Source organism: Clostridium sp., assembly GCF_051650885.1.
Classification (GTDB): domain Bacteria; phylum Bacillota; class Clostridia; order Clostridiales; family Clostridiaceae; genus Clostridium.
In genome coordinates this window covers 1-17,988 of sequence record NZ_JBOFRG010000010.1, presented here as the reverse complement: position 1 = coordinate 17,988, position 17,988 = coordinate 1, and the positions used below count along the sequence as shown (strand labels likewise).

The following is a 17,988-nucleotide window of genomic DNA, read 5'->3' as shown; positions in this document are numbered from 1 at the left end:
AGCTGACTTGTAATCAGCAGGTTGTAGGTTCGATTCCTATTGCCAGCTCCAATTTAATATGGCTCCTTGGTCAAGCGGTTAAGACACCACCCTTTCACGGTGGTATCAGGGGTTCGATTCCCCTAGGAGTCACCATTTTTACGGTCGCATAGCTCAGCTGGGAGAGCACCTGCCTTACAAGCAGGGGGTCACAGGTTCGATCCCTGTTGTGACCACCATTTTTTTTATTAAATTTAATATGGCTCAGTAGCTCAGTTGGTTAGAGTGCCGGCCTGTCACGCCGGAGGTCGAGGGTTCGAGCCCCTTCTGAGTCGCCAAAAGAAGTAAGATAATTACTTCTTTTTTTTATGCAAAAAAATAAAAAAACAAGAAAATAAAAGCTGATTTTAATATTTAAAATCAGCTTTTGATGTTATAGAAAAATTATCTATTTGAATTTACTCTACGTTTTTTTTCTATTCTTAAATCATTTGTATAGAAAATCATAAATTTAAAATGACCTATAAGTCTTGAAGAGATACGTCTATCATATCTGTCATCTAAATCATCAGCACGTAAGTTTGTTGATATGATCATTTTTTTACCTAAAAGAAGCTTTTTATTTAGTAAATTAAAGAATTCTGTTTTTGAAAATTCTGTTATTTGTTCTGAACCTAAGTCATCTATAATAAGTAAATCACAATTTAAAATTAAATCTTCTAAGGATTTATTTTTATTAAATCTAATATCAGCTAAAATTCTTATAAGTTCATCAGCTGTTTTATACACTACTAAATGTCCTTGGTCTAACAATTCCTTTGCAATACAGTATGATAAAAATGTTTTTCCAGTTCCAGCAGTTCCAGAGAATAAAAGATTAACATCAGTATAATCAAATTTTGGTATGTATTGAGATGTTATAAAGTCATATACACGTTGCATATTTTCAAATGGTGTAATCTTTTGTGTTGGATAGCTAGGGTCTGTTTTATTTGGGAAAAGGCTTAAATCAAAATCATTGAAGTTGTATTTTGATACTATAGTTTCTAATGCAGAATCCTTGTAGTATAAGCGTATAAGCTTTTCCTTGAAGCAAGAGCAACGTTTAATCCCTATATATCCAGTATCGCTACATTTAGTGCATCTGTGATGAAGGGTTAGATATTCAGGTGTATAACCTTTAGAAACAAGAGCTTCTATTTTCTTTGCTCTTAAGTCGAAGATTTTGTCTTTTAAGTTTTGAATATCTTCTTCAGTTGTTGTACTTTTTAAAATTAAAAGTGGTAGCTTTACTGAAAGCTTTTTTATTTCATCATCAATTTCTAATATTTCTGGATGTTTGTTTTTTACTTCTTTAATTCTTTCTTTTAGATTATGTTTTTCTATTGTTCTAATATCTTCGTATTTTTTTAATACTTCAGATTGATATCCACTAATCATTAATCATCCCACCCTAATAATTCACGCTCAAGAGCGTCGTAATCGTAATTTTTCTCTCTAAAGTTTTTGATTTTTTGATTTGAAGGTTGTTTTGCTCCATTATTGTTGTATGTTTTATTGTTTGAATTTTGAGCTTTTTTGAAGTTCATATCTTTAAGTTCAACATCTGCTATAGTTTTAATATTATTTTTACTCCAGTCAGATAGAATTTTATCTATGTATCTAAAGTCTGCTCTATTTAAACGCTCAAAACATCTATCACAAGCTTTTTGTATAATTTCAAGCTTGAAGTTATAAATATAAAGCCATTTTTCAAGCATATCTTCTTGTGGTTTCATTAAATCTGTATTTTTTATTCCAAGATATTTTAAAATCTCTTTTATTTTTTTCCATTTATCCTCTTCTTTAGTTATTAAACCTTGAGCATCAGCTATGTTTCTAACATTTTGTTCATTCCAGTTTGATGCAACAGCATCCATATACCTGAAGTTAGATTTTCCTTTTGATGCACAATATTCAACTAAAAGAGTTACAAGTTCTGTTGTGAACATATATTTTTTATTCCATTCAATGCAAATTTGCATTTCTTTGTAGTTTAAAGTTCTTGCAAGAATCTTTTCTACATCCTTAAGCATTGACGTAATGTCTGGTTCTGTTAATGAATTTAGTATAGTTTCATCCTCTTCAGATTCAATTGCTTTATCTGTTTCAAGGGGTAAAAATTCTATACTAAAATTTTTGAATTTATCTATTGGAACTAATTTTAAAACACCTTCAGTATTCCAGTAATGAAGAGCATTCATAATATCAGACTCAAGTAAATTAAGCATTCTTGCCATTATTTCAGAACTTATGCCGGGTTCACCATTTATATTTTGTTTTAGGAGTAAAAGATAAACTTTTACAAATTCTCCTCTAGCCTTTGGCATATACTGTTCTATAAAAACATTATTTACCGGAGTATAATTTAAAACTTTATTTTTTAGTATAAAAGTGCTCATTCTTAGTACCTCTCAAAAATTATTTCTAAAATATTAGTATACCTAATATGTAAAATAATTATAACAAAGAGAGAAAGGGATAACAACTTAGTGAAATAAAAAGGAATAAATAATAGATATCTTGGGTAATTTAAAAAAGTCGATAAAAATTATAGAAAAAGGAGATTAATTTAAATGGACTCGTACTTGTTTAAGAAAGGGATTATAAAAGTTTTATTTGTAGCAACTTTTATAATCGGGATAGCTTGTATTTTAAGTAGTTTTAAAGACGAAGCTATAGCTGTTAATGCTACAAATACTAAGGAAACATATAAAGGGGAAAGTAAGGTTGTAAATGGAAGAAACGTTATGTTTTTTCATCCAACTCATGGTGGTGTAATAACATCAGCCTTTGGAGAAAGATGGGGGAAAATGCATAAGGGGTTAGATATATCAAGAGCTTCAGGAGATGATGTTGTAGCTTGCTTAGATGGAGTGGTTAAATCAAGATTCTTTGAAGCAGAAGGCTATGGAAATGTGGTTATAATTGACCATGGAAATGGATATGAAAGCAGATATGCACATATGAGTAGCTTTAATGTTAATGTTGGAGATAAAGTTAAAGGTGGAAGTAAAGTTGGAAGTGTAGGGAGCACAGGGAAAAGTACTGGGCCACATCTTCATTTTGAAATAAGAGTGAATGATAAACCTATAAATCCAGAAAATTATATAGATTAAAGAAACCTCCAAGAGTTTAATTTCTCTTGGAGGTTTCTTTATTTTAATAACTTCCCAAGGTTTATTATTCCATTACCTACTATATTAACATCATGCTCTTTAGTATTAGAGCATGATAGGGTTATTATTGAGCGTATATCATCAATGTTAAGGCTTTTATCATACTCAAATAATATGGCACAAATAGCTGAAACAAAGGCAGTAGAAATTGAAGTTCCAGATAGTGTTTTATATTTAGCATCTATATTTTTAGGATAGATTTTTAAGCCGTTTTTTTCTGAGATATAAGCTGTATCTGAGTTTAGAGTTATTATTGAATCACAGGAACAGGTGAAGTCAGGTTTTTTAGTTTTTGAAAATAAGGTTTTTGAAGAATAAGGGTAAGGTTTTGAGCTTGCAGTTGTTGATAAGCCACCTATAGTTAAAGCATTTTTTATTAATGCTAAGTCCATCATACCAGTCTCTGTGTTTAAAATACTTCCAGCAGGAAGAACAGGAATTATTTTTTTCTTAGAAACGTAGTTTAACATTGATTCAAAAGCATTTGAAATATTATGATTGTTAGATAACATTTCAAAAGGCAAGCATAAAACTTTTATATTATGTTCAGATGAAATATTAGCAAGGTCTTTTATTGCAAATAATATATCAGAAGCAAACCCTTTTCCTAAAGCATCAAAGGCTTTATAGGCTACAACCTTGCTTAGGGGAGCTATTCCTGTGCACATGCCATTTGAAGATGACCCATTCCCACAAATGATGCCAGCCATAGCAGTACCATGCCCATTATCATCATAAGGATGGTTTAAGTTATGGATTAAATCTTTGAATAAAACTATTTTATTGCTTGGTCTTGTTAAATCAATATGAGGATAGATACCACTATCTACAATTCCAACACAGATATTTTTCCCAAAGTATTTTAAAGTTGAAGTGGATTTATGATAATTATTAGCATTGGAAATACTCATTCCACATAGAAATAAATATTCATCAAAGAAAATTTGTTCAACTTCAGGATACTCAGCAATAGAGTGGATTTGTTTTTTAGTTAAGTTACAAGAAATTAAATTACAAGGCTCAATGGGATATATTAAAGCATCTTCAAAAGATGTTATTTTTTTTAAGACAGATGAAAACAAGGACTTACATTTTACTAAAACACGATATTTTTTATAGATATCCTTTTTTAAAGAAAGTTGTAAATTACAATCAAGCTTACTCTTAAAATTAAACATAAAAATACTCCTACATTAATCGTTACAATAACATTTTATTAATGAGGAGTAATAAGTGTTAATATTAAATAAAATTAAAATTCAAAAGTTTCTCCAATGTCTAAGATTTTCACATTATCATCTTTAAAACCTTGAAGAGTATTATGTGTTTCATCAAAATCTTCAAGGGAAATCTTAAAGGTTTTATAGTGTACTGGAAGCATATACTTAGCATCCATATTTTTAAACATTGTATAAGCCTCTGTAGGAGAACAATGCATGTAACTAAATCTTTCTGGTTTATAGCAGCCCACAGGAAAAACAGCAACATCACAAGAAATCTTATTAAATCTATTTGTCATAGCAGTATCACCTGCAACAAAAACTTTTTTTCCATTACGCTCTATTAAATAAGAGTTACTTTCTTTATCTATTCCTACATAAAATCTTCTACCATCATGTTTTGCTTGGATTGATTTTATTTTTAAATAATTGTCTTCAAAGACCTGACCAGGACGAAGAAGTACAACATGCTTAAAGCCTAAAAGGTTTAAAATTCTTTTATAACCTCTAGGGCAAATAACCATAGCATCTTTATTAAATTTACGTAAAGATGGAAAGTGCATATGGTCCATATGACCATGAGATAGAAGAATATAATTAAACTTTACATCTTGAACCTCAGTTGGTTTATGAGTAACTCTTTTGAAGAATCCTAATCTATTTGATATAACAGGGTCTGTTATTATAAGCTTTCCATCCATATCAATTACAGTTGTTGCATGACCATACCAATGTATTGAGTTCTTAGTTACATCATGGTTTGATACAGGTGTTTTTTTATTTAAGTATTCTCTCATATTGTTATAAGTTAGCTTTGAGAGAAAGTGGACATTTTTAAAAAAATTCATTTGAAATCTCCTTTATAAACTAATGCTTCCATTTAAATACTATAATACCTATTATAATGATTGCAAGACCAATGAATTCTTTTAAGGTAAAATTAATCTTTGTAGTTCCAAAAAGTCCAAAGATATCAATAATAGCTGCAAAGGTAAGTTGGGAAACTAATATAATAGCTACAGCAAAGGTAGTGCCAAGGGCAGTAATACTTTGCATAACTGTGAAGATTATTATTACTCCTAAAAGCCCTGTTGAAAGATAGATTTTATTTACAGAAGAAAGAGCCTTAAAATTCCCTTTCCCAAAGAAATATGTAATTACTATAGTTATTAAAAAGGCTGTTAACTGAGCAAAGCAGTTTGTTTCCCAAAGCCCTATTTTTTCACTTAACCTTGTGTTAAAAACACCTTGAATTGTCATAGAAAGACCTGAAATTATTGCAATTATAATACCAATCATTTTTATCACCTCTTAGGAAATAGTATTTCCTTGGAAATCATAAAAAATGTAAAAAAAAAGCTATAAGTTTCCCTTATAGCGATTATTTTTATCTTGCATATTCTTTGAAAGCCTCAAATATTTTATTTTCGTCAAATCCAAGTTTTAAACCAATAGCTAGAAAATCTTCACATAGAGTTTCAAAATGATCTTCTGATTTAGATATAATTAAATCATTTATATCTATGTATAGATTTAAAAATTGGTCACTTAAGCAATAGTCACTAGGAACCATAGCAAAGTTTTTTAAATTACAATCATATTTATTGTCTAACCCAATTGATAACATTAACTGAAAACATGAAATATATTTTTTTAGAATAATAGCTTCATCAATCTCTAAATCATCATCATTTAAATAAGTATAACATTTTGTTTCATTAGCTAAATCACTTACATGAATATGAAGTGCTAAATTTTTTCTTGCTCTTAATTTATAGCTATCTAAATCTTGATTAATAGAAATCTTTTCTTCTATTTCCTTTTGAACTTTAAATAAATCACATACTAACATAAAATCTCCTCCTGATTTTAAAAGGCAATCATCTTAATATATTTTACAAAATCTTTTAAGATAAGGAAAGAAGGGTAAACGAATACATTGAAAAAAATTGAAATTTTCTCTAAATTCAATAAAAAAAGCCTTATATAAAAATATAAGACTAGCTTTTAAAAAAATATATGGAATGATTAAAAGACCTTAAGCTCGAAGTCTTTTAACTTTAATTCATGTTTATTATGTGGCATTTTCCAGATTTGAACTTCTGAAACCTTTAATGTTACTTTTTCAAGGTCTAGAAGGTTTTTATTGTCATTAAGTTTTCTTTTAATATCTCTTGGATAGTAATTAAAATTAGCAAGAGTCAATGAAAGGACAGTTGCATCTGTTTCTTTAACATTAATACCATGCATTTTAAGAGTATCATTAAGAGTTAAAAAGATTTTCTTTATATAACCACGATTATCTAACTTTAAATTTAGAGTTTTACATTCTTCAGAAACAAAAACTTCATTTGTAAGCTCAACCTTAAACTTTTTATATGGAGATATAACCTTAGTTACAATTTCATTTAATTTATCAATATTAGGATTATCTAATATCTCTAAAGCCACATATGGTCTTGGTAAGTTCTTATTTGCTCTGAACTTTTTAGAAAGTGTCTTTTGTGTTTGTAGAATGAATTCATTAGATTCATCATCTAATAATGCAACAACGTAATATTTCATAATTAACCTCACTTAAATATTTTCAAAAATTAACCCAAACTTTTCTATAAATTATAACATAATACTTTAAAGAAAAAAATAGCATTAAAAGAGAGTAGAAATAAAAGGAATAAAAGTTAAGTCCAATAAACTGATTTTTCACAATGTTAACAGTTTAGAAACTTTAAAAGGTATAATTAAGAAGAAATCTCCTAAGAAGTTTATAAAAAATACGATATATGTAAATAATTAATCTAATTTTATATATTGTAAAAAAATATATTTAATTAACAAAAGTTTATGTTATAATGATAATCAGACAATGAATAATTAGAATAGGATTATAATGTTTAAATTCTGTATTTTATTATTTATTCATTGTGAAAATTAATGAAAATAAAGTTTGGGAACTTAATATATATAATTTATTAATAAGGGTGAATTGGATGGAAAAATTAATTGTAAATGGAGGAACTAAATTAGAAGGGGCTGTTGAAATAAACGGAGCAAAAAATGCTGCTGTTGCAATTTTACCAGCTGTTGTAGCTGCTAGTGAAGGGAAATGCATTATTGATAATGTACCTGACATAGAAGACGTACACTGCCTTGATAGAATTCTTTCAAGTTTAGGATGTAAAGTAAATAAAATTGATAATAATACATTAGAAATAGATAGTACAGAAGTTAATACAACTAACGCATGTACTGAAGATGTTAGAAGAATGAGAGCATCATATTATTTTATAGGAGCTCTTTTAACAAGATTTAAAGAAGCTAGAGTTGAATTACCAGGAGGATGTCCTATTGGAGTAAGACCAATAGACCAACATATAAAAGGTTTTGAAGCTTTAGGTGCAGATGTAACAATAGAACATGGAGCTGTAAGTGTTAAAGCAGAACATTTAAAAGGAGCTAATATCTTCTTTGATGTTGTATCAGTTGGAGCAACAATAAATGTTATGATAGCTGCCACTTTAGCAGAAGGTGTTACAACTTTAGAAAACGTAGCAAAAGAACCTCACGTAGTAGACGTTGCAAACTTCTTAAACAGTATGGGAGCAAACATTAAAGGTGCAGGAACTGATGTTATAAAAATAAAAGGTGTAGAAAAGCTAGTTGGATGTTCATATAGCGTTATACCTGACCAAATAGAAGCAGGAACTTTCATGATTGCAGCACTTGCAACTAAAGGTGACATCACTATCAAAAATGTTATACCAAAGCATTTAGAATCAATTTCAGCAAAGCTTACAGAAATGGGAGCACAAGTTGAAGAAGGTGATGATAGCGTAAGAGTTAAATATGTAGGAGACTTAAAAGGTGTAAATGTTAAAACTATGCCATATCCAGGTTTCCCAACAGATGTTCAACAACCTATGTCAACTTTATTAGCTATAGTGCCAGGAAGAAGTATTATAACTGAATCAATATGGGAAAGCAGACACAAGCATATTGATGAGCTTAAGAAAATGGGAGCTAATATAAAGGTTGAAGGTAGAGTTGCTATCATTGATGGTGTTGATAAATTAACTGGGGCTGTTGTTAAAGCAACTGACTTAAGAGCAGGAGCAGCAATGGTTATAGCAGGAATATTAGCATCAGGAAGAACTGAAATAACAAGCATAGAGCACATAGATAGAGGATATCCTCATATTGAAAACAAGTTTAACAACTTAGGTGCAAAAATTGAAAGAATTACTGTTGCAGAATAAGAACGCAAGGGGATTTTAAGATGATATTTTGCTCATTATATAGTGGTAGTAGCGGAAATAGTATTTTTGTAGGAAACGATAAATCAAAGATACTTATAGATGCAGGAATGCCAGGAAAAAAGATTGATGAAGCACTAAAAAAGATAAATCAAGACCCAAAGGATTTAGGAGGAATATTCATAACTCATGAGCATTCAGACCATATAAAAGGTGCTGGAATAATCTCAAGAAAGTATGATATTCCTATATATGCAAATGATAAAACATGGGCAGCTATGGAAAAATCCTTAGGGAAGGTAAAAGAGCATAACATAAAAGTCATGGATAAAAGAAGTACAATTATTTTAGATGACTTAGAGATAAAATCTTTTAATATTCCACATGATGCTATAGCAGCTTGTGGCTACACAATAAATTGTGGAGACAAAAAAGCTAGTATAGCAACTGATTTTGGAACATTTACAGAAGAAATAAAAGATAACATTAAAGATTCAGATGTTATCTTAATTGAATCTAACCATGATGTAAGTATGCTTAAATATGGACCGTATCCATATAACTTAAAAAGAAGAATACTTAGTGAAGTGGGACATTTATCAAATGATGACTGTGGAGATGCAGTAGTTGAACTTATAAAACATGGACTTGGAAAAGAAATTTTCTTAGGGCATTTAAGTGGAACTAATAATCATCCAGACTTAGCTTATCAAACGGTAATTACAACGCTTCAAGAAAAAGGAATAACTCTAGGTGAAGATGTCCATATTTCAATGGCAAATAGGCATGAACCTAGTAAATTAATAAAATTATAAAAGAAAAAGTGAGGGTACAAAAATGAGTTTATACAAAAATTGGACTGATATGGTAGTTGAATATGTTAAAGCTAAAGGAGAGGCAGCTTTCTGGGAAGAGTACGGAAATATAGAAAAATCAATCTATAAAGAATTATTAGCTAATCACACTGAAGTTAAAACAGTTACAATAAAAGAACTTGCAGAAAAGTACAATACAACTGCTGAGTTCGTTATGGGATTCGTTGATGGAATTAACGATAGCTTAAAAAATTCATATGATTTAGAAGCAATCGATGAAAATACTGAATTAGTATTAGACATGGATTTAGAAAAATTATACTACAACATGCTTGATGCAAAAGCAGAATACTTATATACATTAAAGCAATGGGATGCAATATTCTCACCAGAAAAAAGAAAAGAAATAACTGCAGAGTACAGAAAATCAGGAACTGTAGTTAATGAAGACAAAGTTGGAAGAAATGACGCATGTCCATGTGGAAGCGGAAAAAAATATAAAAAGTGTTGTGGAAAATAATACTTTAAAAATAAAAGCTCATAATAGATTTATGGGCTTTTTTTGACGTATAATAGAATATATGATGAATGATTTTTAGGAGGATTTTAAAGTTATGATGGATGTAAATGTATTTTGGTTAATGGAAAAAAAGATACAAAGAACAATAGAAGCTTTAGAAAAAAACAATATGAGAGGCTTCTTAGTAGAATCAAAAGAAGAATTAATAAAGAAGATAGAAGAACTGGTACAGGAAGGGGCAACTGTATCATGTGGAGGTTCAATGACACTACAAGAAGTAGGAGTAATGGACCACTTAAGAAGTGGAAGATATACATTCTTAGATAGAGCAAAACAGGGATTAACAGTAGAAGAAATAAAAGAAATATACAGAGGAGCATTTTCGGCAGATGCATACTTCACAAGCACAAATGCAATAACAGAAGATGGTGAGCTATACAACGTAGACGGAAACGGAAATAGAGTAGCAGCAATGTTATATGGACCAGATAAAGTTATAGTAATTTGTGGAGCAAACAAGATAGTAAAAAATCTTGATGATGCAATAAAAAGAAACAAAGAAATAGCAGCACCAACAAATGCAAAAAGACTAAACAAAAGCAATCCATGCTCAAAAACAGGATACTGCATGGACTGTAAAAGTCCAACAAGAATATGCAATGAATACACAATAATAAAAAGACAGGCGTTCCCAGATAGAATAAATGTAATATTTTTAAATGAGAACTTAGGGTACTAGAAGAATAGATTGGAGGAAAGGAAGGTTTAGGAATTAAGAATTAAAAATTTAAAATTAAGAATTAAAGAAGATAATTTCTGCGAAATTATTTAGTATAGATTTAATCAAAGATTCAGGTGGAGCTTTTGCATCCACCTGAATTAAGTTTCATCTCTCTTGATACAAGGTCAGAATAAGGAGAAGAAAATTAACTTAAACTAGAAGAAAATAAATTTAAAGGCAGAATAATTACATAAAATAATATCTTAAATAGATAAAACAAGACTTAATTCAGAAACTTCCTAAAATATAGATGAATATAACACTTATAACAGTAGGAAAACTAAAAGAAAAATACTTAAAACAGGCGATAGATGAATACTCAAAAAGATTAAGTAGATACTGCAAACTAGAAATAATAGAACTAGCAGACGAAAAAACACCAGACAATGCATCAGAAAAAGAAGAACTACAAATAAAAGAAAAAGAAGGAAAAGCAATCCTAAGCAAAATAAAAGAAAACGCCTTCGTAATAGCAATGGACTTAGGAGGAAAAAACCTAACATCAGAAGAATTCTCAAAATTCATAGAACAACAAGGTGTAATAGGAAACTCAAACATAGTATTCCTAATAGGAGGAAGCCTAGGACTATCAGACGAAGTAAAAAGACGTGCAAATTATAAACTATGCTTCTCAAAAATGACCTTCCCACACCAGTTATTTAGAGTAATGTTACTTGAACAGGTGTATAGAGCATATAGAATAATGAAGGGTGAACCGTACCATAAGTAAGCCTCCAAATTTTAATTTGGTCAGGCGAACTTACTCAGCGACCATAGGGAGTCGAGTTTCCTTTAAAAAGTTTTTATAGTCTTAACCAATAGAATGATTTGGTTAGGGCTATTTTTATTTTAGGAATTTTTTTGTTGTTAAAATTTAAAAAACAAGTAAAAAATAAATTTATTTTTAAGTGAACTTACACGACTAGGAGTTTTACTTACAATATTAAAGTATTTGTAAGATAATAAAATAAATTACCAAAAAGTAGTATAATAAAATTAAATTGATTTAATTTAAGGGTAAGTTTAGTTAATATAAAATATGTAAAAGAATTAGGGGAGGAATAATATGGAGAGGTTGAAAGAGAATGGTCTTTTCTTAAAAAATATATGTAAAAAAAATCAATCAGTAGAAATGTGTAAGGTAGCAATTAATCAAAATCCAAAAGCCTTTCAATACGCATCTGTGAAATGTATTGATAGTGAAGTATGTTTAGAGGTGATTAAAAAAGATCCAAATATGTTTAGATACGTTCCAAATAAATTTAAAACTAATGAAATATGTTGCTTGGCGGTTGCAAGCAATCCAGAGTTCTTAGTTAAAGTACCAGATGAGCTCAAAACTAATAAAATGTATTTAAATGCTTTAAAAAGAAATCCAAACATATTTAAATACATACCTCTAGAAATAATTAATGAGATATTGAATGAAGAGATTTCTAAAGAATTATTAGATAAGATAGTTGCCATTGATGCAACGTGGATAAGATATATGCCATATTGTAAAAAGGGGATTGATATTTCTTTGGAGTATATAAAGAAAGATTTTTCTTTATGTAAACATTTATCAGAAGAAATAAAAAAATCTAGAGAAATATTATTTTATCAGAAATTGATAGGGAAAATAAGTATATATAAAAAAATATATGATTTAGAAGAGAATGTGTTCAAAGTTGTAATTAAAATTATTTATGATGATAAATTTTTAGAGCGCTATTATGAAGTTATAGTTGAGTTTAAAGAGTTTAATGAATTTTATAATTTTTTAGAGGGTGATTTAAGTAAAGCAGAATTACGTGATTTTAAGTTTGAGGGAATAGACTTGAAAAATTACAATATCAATGAAGCAATAATAAATGCTGATGTTTTAGAAGCACAAGGTTTATACGATAGATGTTACTTTGAAAGTATTAAAAAAGAAATAGAAGCAAGTGATTTAGAAAAAACAAATGAGAATGAAATATGTATTTATAAAGAGGTTAATTATCTCAAACCCGTTGATGAAGCCGGGCATAGTAGATTTGATATCTCGAAAATTTTGTTTTTTTACATTAGTGACATCCATCTTTGTCATAAGACAATTAATAAGTTCAAAAATAAGGCAACTAAAGAAGAGGTAGAATGGTACATTCAGTATTTAGTAAAAGAAATGGTTAAATCAGTTGGAACAATCCCTAATAATAGTTATTTATTAATATCGGGAGATACTTCTTCTAATTTTGAGTTAGCAAAAATATTTTATGAAAATCTCATATGCTATTGGAAACCTAGAAACATTATTGTTATCCACGGAAATCATGAACTTTGCGACCCTTATGTTGAAATTGAAAAGAATATTGAATTTTATCGTGAGTATTTTAATTCTATAGGAATAACATTTTTACAAAATGACTTGCTTTTAATTAAAAATTGTTGTGAGAGTTTGGTAGTAAAAGAGGAAGAACTAATAAATATAAGTGAGGAACAGCTAAGGAATATAGCACAACAGTGCTCTATAATATTACTTGGTGGGATTGGATTTAGTGGATTTAATAGTAAATATAACGCTAAAAATATGAGGTACGGAAAGTCTTTTGAAGAAGAAGCTTTAAAAAAAGATAGTTATGAAACTGCTAGATTTAATAAGATTTACAGAAAAATAATGAATTCTATTCCTTATAGTAGAGTTATAGTCCTATCACATATGCAAAAGTGGGATTGGAATGAGGATGAACATAATCCATATTGGATATATATAAATGGTCATAATCACCGCAATTATTTTGATATAAGCAGTAAAAAAGTTGTTTATGCAGATAATCAAATTGGATATAATACAAAAAGTGTAGGTCTTAAATATTTTTATATAGATAATGAGTATGATATTTTTATGTATTTGGAAGATGGTATATATGAGATAACAAAAAATCAATATAAAGATTTTAATAGAGGTAAACTTATACAAATGACATTCAAGAGAGATGAAGGACAAATTTATTTGATAAAGAGAAATGGTAGATATATGTTTATGATATATTGCTCATATTCAAAGCAATCTAAAAATAAGTATCTTTATCTTTTAAATGGTGGAAATTTAATAAAATTACAGAGAAATACAATAGAAGATTTACAGTATTACTATGAAAATCTTGATAATTATTCGGAAAACATAAATAAATTATTAGAGAGGTATACAGGGAATCAAAATAAAATTTCTAAATTTATAAAAGAGCTAGGGGGATCAGGAAAGATACATGGGTGCATAGTAGATATAGATAAACCAAGTTATTTTAGATTATATTCATATTGTCATTTATTTGTTAATCCAACAGATGGAACTGTTACACCATATTTTGCACATGATATTAAGTCTAGGGTTGTATATAAAGATTTAAAGTCATTATTAAAAGCGCAAGAAAGTTGTAAATTATTGAATTCAAATTATAAAAGACTTGAAAGTGAAATGAATTTGAATATGCTTAGTATTAAATATTCTAGCGAATTAGTTGAATGGGGAAAGGAAGACACCATGAATGATGAAGGAACATACTTATATAAAATTTCAAAAGTAATTAGGAGTCTACAATATGTTTCTGAAAAAGGGATTATTCGTGTTTGGAATAAAGATTTGTTAAATAGAGAGTTTATTACTACGTTGGAAAGTACAAATAATATAGATGATATGATTAATGAAAATTTAATTATTGAACCTAATTAAATTAAGTTAAAGATTATAACAACTGGGACCTAAAGTTCCCAGAACGAACCCCAGGCAAAGATGGAAATATTAGTAAGAGGTGTGAATAATAGCTTTCAAGTTAATTGAGGCTATTATTTTTTTGCAAAAATAATGATGGGCTTTATATTCTGTAAGTAGAAGATATGATTTTAGAAAATAAAATAGGGTACATAAATTATGATATATAGAACATACTAATAGCAAAGTAAAAAAGTCCATGATTTATAGGTGCGACCAACACCTGTAAATTCAATAGATACCTTAATTATCTAAAGAATTCTAAAATCAAAGACTTCTACTGTATTATGTACAGTTTAAAAGTTTTTTATACTAAGAGGTTTTAATAGATAGTCTATAGCAATTATGTAATAGATATTTTAAATAAAGCTTTTTAAGATAATTTAGGTTAGTGCTAGATATCTTAGAAGGCTTTTTTATTTCTTGAAATTTAGAGGAGGATAGATATGAATGATATTTTGAGAAATAACTTTAAAGGGAAAAATATATCAGTATTTTTATGGAGGGGTAAAATTTGTTTTTTACCTTTTGAAGTTGCAGGTGCTTTAGACTATGCAGATGAAGCTAAGAGTATACAAGATTGCATAAAGAAGGAGGCTTTTGAAGAAGGTGAGGAGTTTTTTGTATTAGTGGGAGAAGAACTTAAAAGCTTTAAAAAGAAGGCTAGTAGAGATAATTTTATTAATTTAAAAAAGGTATCAAAACTTATTATATTTACTGAAATTGGAGTGTATGGATTCTTACAATATTCGCAAAAGAAACTTGCTTTAGTATTTAAAAAATGGATTAGAAGTGAAGTGTTACCGAGTATTAGAGAGAAGGGATATTATAAAAATGAGTATCATGAAAGTATGTGGAAGAATAATCAGTTGGAAAACAAATTAGATAATAAATCTAATTTAATAGAAATAAGAGATGATAATAAAGAAATTTTAAATTTAGAAAAAATAAAAGCTGTAAATGAAGCATTTAGGGTAATTAAAGAAATTAGAAGTAATGAAAATAGTGAAGAAAGTGAGATTTTAGAAGCTTTATATAATAGTGTAGGATTGAATTTTAAAATTAAGTTAAAAGAGGAAATATTCTTAGATGTATTTCAAATTGCAATAGAGCTTGGAATGTATACAGATAAAGGAGCGGTTAACACTGAAGCAGTAATTGAAATTTTAAAAAGAATAAAGGTTGTAAGTAAGGAGAAGAGAATTATATATCTAAAGGATAGAGGGAAAAGTGAAAATCTAGTTCAATATTCTAGAACAGTAATAGATAAAATAATAGAATGGATTGTTGAGAATGATAAGCCTGTATTATTAGAGAAGAATGGAAAAGAAGAAATACTGATTGTATATGAATAATCTTAGGGGCTTATAAAGTGATTACTTTTTTAGTAATCACTTATTATCAAAAGCTAAGGGTATAAAATATAGTCTAAATAAAGATAGTTACTAGGATAAGAGATGTTTTATAAAATCTTAAAAGTAATCACTTAGTGGTATATCAGCTAAAGTGATTACTTTTACGGTAATCACTTATTAGTAGCAAATGGGACTTGAAGTACCAAGAATGAGCCCTGAATAAAGAGAAAAATATTAGTAGCTAGCAATAGAAAAATATATTCATTATATATAAATAGAATTGAGATGTAGTATGTTTATTTATGATACTACTTTTTTTGTAGTATCATAGGAGGTTTACTTTTATAGAATTTTTTTAAAATAGTATTGACTCTAACGTTACGTGATGGATTATATTTAAATTGTAGTTTAGGAGATAAATTTATTGGAGGGAATGGGAGGTGTATTTTATTGAAGATACGAGAGGTAGCTAAGTTGAGTGGTGTAACTGTGAGGACTCTTCATTATTATGATGAAGTGGGAATTTTGAAGCCAAGTGAGGTTACAGAGTCAGGATATAGGATATATTCAAGTGAGAATCTTCAGACATTGCAACAGATATTGTTTTTTAGAGAACTGCATTTTTCTTTAAATGAGATAAAGGAGATTATGAATAATCCTAATTATAATAAAGCTGAGGCTTTGAGTAAGCAAAGGGAGCTTCTGGTTCAAAAGAGAGAAAGAATGGATGGTTTAATTAATTTGATTGATAAAACTATAAAAGGAGAGAGGAATATGAGTTTTAAGGAGTTTGATATGAAGGAAATAGAGGCTAATAAAAAGAAGTATGCTAAAGAGGTGAAGGAGCGCTTTGGAGATACTGATGCATATAAGGAGTGTAATGAAAAGACTAGTAGTTATAATGAGGATAAATGGAAGGCTGTAACTGAAGAAGGAAATAAGATATTTAAAGAGTTTGCAGAGTGTAGAGGTTTAGAGCCTAGTGATGAAAAGGTTCAAAGTTTAGTCTTAAAATGGCAAAATCATATAACTAATAATTTTTATAATTGCACAAAGGAGATATTAGCAGGGCTTGGGTTAATGTATATCCAAGATGAAAGGTTTAAAAATAATATAGATATAAGTGGCGAGGGTACGGCTGAACTTATGTCAAAAGCAATTGAGTTTTACTGTTCAAAAGAGTAAAGAGAGGAATAAAGTATAAGAAATACGAATGTAATATAAGAGAAAGATATAGGAAAATATATTACATCTAACATTTAAATAAGGTAGTATAAAATTGAATTATGGATAAAAGGGAGAGGTTTATAAATGTTAGATAAGAGGGAAACGGCTTTATTAGTAGTTGATATGCAATATGGTGGAGGTGCACCAGATGGATCTTTAGTGAAGATGTTGGATGTGGATGTATCAAAGCAAGAGGATATTGTTACACCTATGATTGGACTTAAGGATTTCTTTAATGAAAATGAAATGTTAGTTGTAAATATAAAAACAGAGTATGAGGAAGATTTTAGTGACTGGAAAATGCTTGATGAAAGATTTGAAGTGAAAAAATATAAGCATTTTATAAAAGGGTCAGCAGATGCTGAAATTATTCCACCACTAATGCCAAGAGATGGTGAAAAATTAGTGATAAAAAATAGATGGAATGCTTTTTTTAATACTAACTTAGATGAGATATTAAAAGAGAACAATATAAAAAATCTAGTGATAGTTGGAGCAGCAACTGATGTATGTGTTTTAGAAACATGTAGTTATGCATTTTCATTAGATTATAATTGTATAGTTCCAATTGAAACAACAGCATCTTTTAGTAAAGAAAGAAAAGAGATGGGATTAGAAATGATTAGATTTGGAAGAGGAAATGTAGTTAGTATTAACGAGTTATATAATATACTAGATAAATAAAGGTTGTGAGCAAAATGCTCGCAACCTTTAAATTTATTTTTTAGAGAAAAGTTGTTTTAAATAAATTACTATTCCTTTGAATATACTAAGCTTAAATATTAGTTTTGGAGGAATTAGATGTCGGAGAAAAAATATATAGATTCTTTAATTTTAATGCTTAGAAAAAATATGGAAGAGGATTATTTAAAGGGGACTACAAAGAG

General features: G+C 28.7%; 17 protein-coding genes and 3 tRNA genes. 13 read left to right on the top strand and 7 right to left on the bottom strand.

From position 1 onward, the window contains the following. The first annotated feature begins 60 nt into the window (after positions 1–60). The 3 genes from ACRC28_RS00300 to ACRC28_RS00290 all read left to right on the top strand — a co-directional run bounded on the left by ACRC28_RS00300 (position 61) and on the right by ACRC28_RS00290 (position 317). Positions 61–135, top strand: a tRNA-Glu gene (locus tag ACRC28_RS00300). A 7-nt stretch (positions 136–142) separates the two neighbouring features. Beyond that, positions 143–218 (top strand) — tRNA-Val (locus tag ACRC28_RS00295). Between the two features lie 22 nt (positions 219–240). Continuing rightward, positions 241–317 (top strand) — tRNA-Asp (locus ACRC28_RS00290). A 106-nt stretch (positions 318–423) separates the two neighbouring features. On the opposite strand, the gene ACRC28_RS00285 is transcribed toward ACRC28_RS00290, so the two are convergent. Together ACRC28_RS00285 and ACRC28_RS00280 are read right to left on the bottom strand one after the other, a co-directional pair. Further along, positions 424–1,419: an ATP-binding protein gene (locus ACRC28_RS00285; RefSeq protein ID WP_438541462.1), complete on the bottom strand. Its 996-nt coding sequence runs from the start codon at positions 1,417–1,419 to the stop codon at positions 424–426. Next, positions 1,419–2,420 carry a DnaD domain protein gene (locus ACRC28_RS00280; RefSeq protein WP_438541461.1) on the bottom strand — a complete coding sequence of 334 codons (1,002 nt, stop codon included), beginning with the start codon at positions 2,418–2,420 and terminating at the stop codon, positions 1,419–1,421. Before ACRC28_RS00280 ends, ACRC28_RS00285 begins: the two co-directional genes overlap by 1 nt. A 174-nt stretch (positions 2,421–2,594) precedes the next feature. On the opposite strand from ACRC28_RS00280, the gene ACRC28_RS00275 reads away from it, so the two are divergent. Next, positions 2,595–3,137: a M23 family metallopeptidase gene (locus tag ACRC28_RS00275; protein WP_438541460.1), complete on the top strand. Its 543-nt coding sequence runs from the start codon at positions 2,595–2,597 to the stop codon at positions 3,135–3,137. 38 nt (positions 3,138–3,175) lie between these two features. Here ACRC28_RS00275 and ACRC28_RS00270 read toward each other — a convergent pair whose 3' ends face one another. The 5 genes from ACRC28_RS00270 to ACRC28_RS00250 all read right to left on the bottom strand — a co-directional run bounded on the left by ACRC28_RS00270 (position 3,176) and on the right by ACRC28_RS00250 (position 6,982). Beyond that, a complete protein-coding gene (locus tag ACRC28_RS00270; RefSeq protein ID WP_438541459.1) occupies positions 3,176–4,375 on the bottom strand; it encodes a S8 family serine peptidase in 1,200 nt (399 codons plus the stop codon). A gap of 74 nt (positions 4,376–4,449) precedes the next feature. After that, complete coding sequence (locus tag ACRC28_RS00265) at positions 4,450–5,265, bottom strand: MBL fold metallo-hydrolase (RefSeq protein WP_438541458.1); 816 nt, start codon at positions 5,263–5,265, stop codon at positions 4,450–4,452. A gap of 19 nt (positions 5,266–5,284) precedes the next feature. Then, positions 5,285–5,716, bottom strand: a complete 432-nt coding sequence (locus tag ACRC28_RS00260) for a DMT family transporter (RefSeq protein ID WP_438541457.1) — start codon at positions 5,714–5,716, stop codon at positions 5,285–5,287. 88 nt (positions 5,717–5,804) lie between these two features. Further along, positions 5,805–6,269, bottom strand: coding sequence for a dUTP diphosphatase (locus tag ACRC28_RS00255; RefSeq protein ID WP_438541456.1), 465 nt, complete (start codon positions 6,267–6,269; stop codon positions 5,805–5,807). 176 nt (positions 6,270–6,445) lie between these two features. After that, the gene (locus ACRC28_RS00250) at positions 6,446–6,982 is read right to left on the bottom strand and encodes a hypothetical protein (RefSeq protein WP_438541455.1); all 537 of its coding nucleotides are present in this window, start codon (positions 6,980–6,982) and stop codon (positions 6,446–6,448) included. Positions 6,983–7,407: 425 nt separating this feature from the next. Between ACRC28_RS00250 and ACRC28_RS00245 the strand changes: the two genes are divergently transcribed. The 9 genes from ACRC28_RS00245 (at position 7,408) to ACRC28_RS00205 (ending at position 17,785) form a co-directional block, all read left to right on the top strand. Continuing rightward, positions 7,408–8,673: a UDP-N-acetylglucosamine 1-carboxyvinyltransferase gene (locus ACRC28_RS00245; RefSeq protein WP_438541454.1), complete on the top strand. Its 1,266-nt coding sequence runs from the start codon at positions 7,408–7,410 to the stop codon at positions 8,671–8,673. A 20-nt stretch (positions 8,674–8,693) separates the two neighbouring features. Further along, positions 8,694–9,485, top strand: coding sequence for an MBL fold metallo-hydrolase (locus tag ACRC28_RS00240; protein ID WP_438541453.1), 792 nt, complete (start codon positions 8,694–8,696; stop codon positions 9,483–9,485). A gap of 22 nt (positions 9,486–9,507) precedes the next feature. Then, complete coding sequence (locus ACRC28_RS00235; RefSeq protein WP_438541452.1) at positions 9,508–10,005, top strand: SEC-C metal-binding domain-containing protein; 498 nt, start codon at positions 9,508–9,510, stop codon at positions 10,003–10,005. Positions 10,006–10,102: 97 nt separating this feature from the next. Next, complete coding sequence (locus tag ACRC28_RS00230) at positions 10,103–10,744, top strand: lactate utilization protein (RefSeq protein WP_438541463.1); 642 nt, start codon at positions 10,103–10,105, stop codon at positions 10,742–10,744. 292 nt (positions 10,745–11,036) lie between these two features. Beyond that, on the top strand, positions 11,037–11,516 hold the full coding sequence (gene rlmH, locus ACRC28_RS00225) for a 23S rRNA (pseudouridine(1915)-N(3))-methyltransferase RlmH (RefSeq protein WP_438541451.1): 480 nt from the start codon (positions 11,037–11,039) through the stop codon (positions 11,514–11,516). A 336-nt stretch (positions 11,517–11,852) separates the two neighbouring features. After that, on the top strand, positions 11,853–14,480 hold the full coding sequence (locus ACRC28_RS00220) for a DUF4116 domain-containing protein (protein WP_438541450.1): 2,628 nt from the start codon (positions 11,853–11,855) through the stop codon (positions 14,478–14,480). A gap of 485 nt (positions 14,481–14,965) precedes the next feature. Continuing rightward, complete coding sequence (locus tag ACRC28_RS00215; protein WP_438541449.1) at positions 14,966–15,874, top strand: BRO family protein; 909 nt, start codon at positions 14,966–14,968, stop codon at positions 15,872–15,874. Between the two features lie 450 nt (positions 15,875–16,324). Then, positions 16,325–17,059: a MerR family transcriptional regulator gene (locus ACRC28_RS00210; RefSeq protein ID WP_438541448.1), complete on the top strand. Its 735-nt coding sequence runs from the start codon at positions 16,325–16,327 to the stop codon at positions 17,057–17,059. Positions 17,060–17,185: 126 nt separating this feature from the next. Beyond that, the gene (locus tag ACRC28_RS00205) at positions 17,186–17,785 is read left to right on the top strand and encodes a cysteine hydrolase family protein (protein ID WP_438541447.1); all 600 of its coding nucleotides are present in this window, start codon (positions 17,186–17,188) and stop codon (positions 17,783–17,785) included. Positions 17,786–17,988 lie beyond the last annotated feature (203 nt).

Coding starts and splice junctions, on each gene's coding strand:
- ACRC28_RS00205 (WP_438541447.1), top strand. CDS start 17,186: ATGTTAGATAAGAGGGAAACGGCTTTATTAGTAGTTGATATGCAATAT.
- ACRC28_RS00245 (WP_438541454.1), top strand. CDS start 7,408: ATGGAAAAATTAATTGTAAATGGAGGAACTAAATTAGAAGGGGCTGTT.
- ACRC28_RS00275 (WP_438541460.1), top strand. CDS start 2,595: ATGGACTCGTACTTGTTTAAGAAAGGGATTATAAAAGTTTTATTTGTA.
- ACRC28_RS00215 (WP_438541449.1), top strand. CDS start 14,966: ATGAATGATATTTTGAGAAATAACTTTAAAGGGAAAAATATATCAGTA.
- rlmH (WP_438541451.1), top strand. CDS start 11,037: ATGAATATAACACTTATAACAGTAGGAAAACTAAAAGAAAAATACTTA.
- ACRC28_RS00255 (WP_438541456.1), bottom strand. CDS start 6,269: ATGTTAGTATGTGATTTATTTAAAGTTCAAAAGGAAATAGAAGAAAAG.
- ACRC28_RS00265 (WP_438541458.1), bottom strand. CDS start 5,265: ATGAATTTTTTTAAAAATGTCCACTTTCTCTCAAAGCTAACTTATAAC.
- ACRC28_RS00260 (WP_438541457.1), bottom strand. CDS start 5,716: ATGATTGGTATTATAATTGCAATAATTTCAGGTCTTTCTATGACAATT.
- ACRC28_RS00240 (WP_438541453.1), top strand. CDS start 8,694: ATGATATTTTGCTCATTATATAGTGGTAGTAGCGGAAATAGTATTTTT.
- ACRC28_RS00250 (WP_438541455.1), bottom strand. CDS start 6,982: ATGAAATATTACGTTGTTGCATTATTAGATGATGAATCTAATGAATTC.
- ACRC28_RS00235 (WP_438541452.1), top strand. CDS start 9,508: ATGAGTTTATACAAAAATTGGACTGATATGGTAGTTGAATATGTTAAA.
- ACRC28_RS00220 (WP_438541450.1), top strand. CDS start 11,853: ATGGAGAGGTTGAAAGAGAATGGTCTTTTCTTAAAAAATATATGTAAA.
- ACRC28_RS00230 (WP_438541463.1), top strand. CDS start 10,103: ATGGATGTAAATGTATTTTGGTTAATGGAAAAAAAGATACAAAGAACA.
- ACRC28_RS00285 (WP_438541462.1), bottom strand. CDS start 1,419: ATGATTAGTGGATATCAATCTGAAGTATTAAAAAAATACGAAGATATT.
- ACRC28_RS00270 (WP_438541459.1), bottom strand. CDS start 4,375: ATGTTTAATTTTAAGAGTAAGCTTGATTGTAATTTACAACTTTCTTTA.
- ACRC28_RS00280 (WP_438541461.1), bottom strand. CDS start 2,420: ATGAGCACTTTTATACTAAAAAATAAAGTTTTAAATTATACTCCGGTA.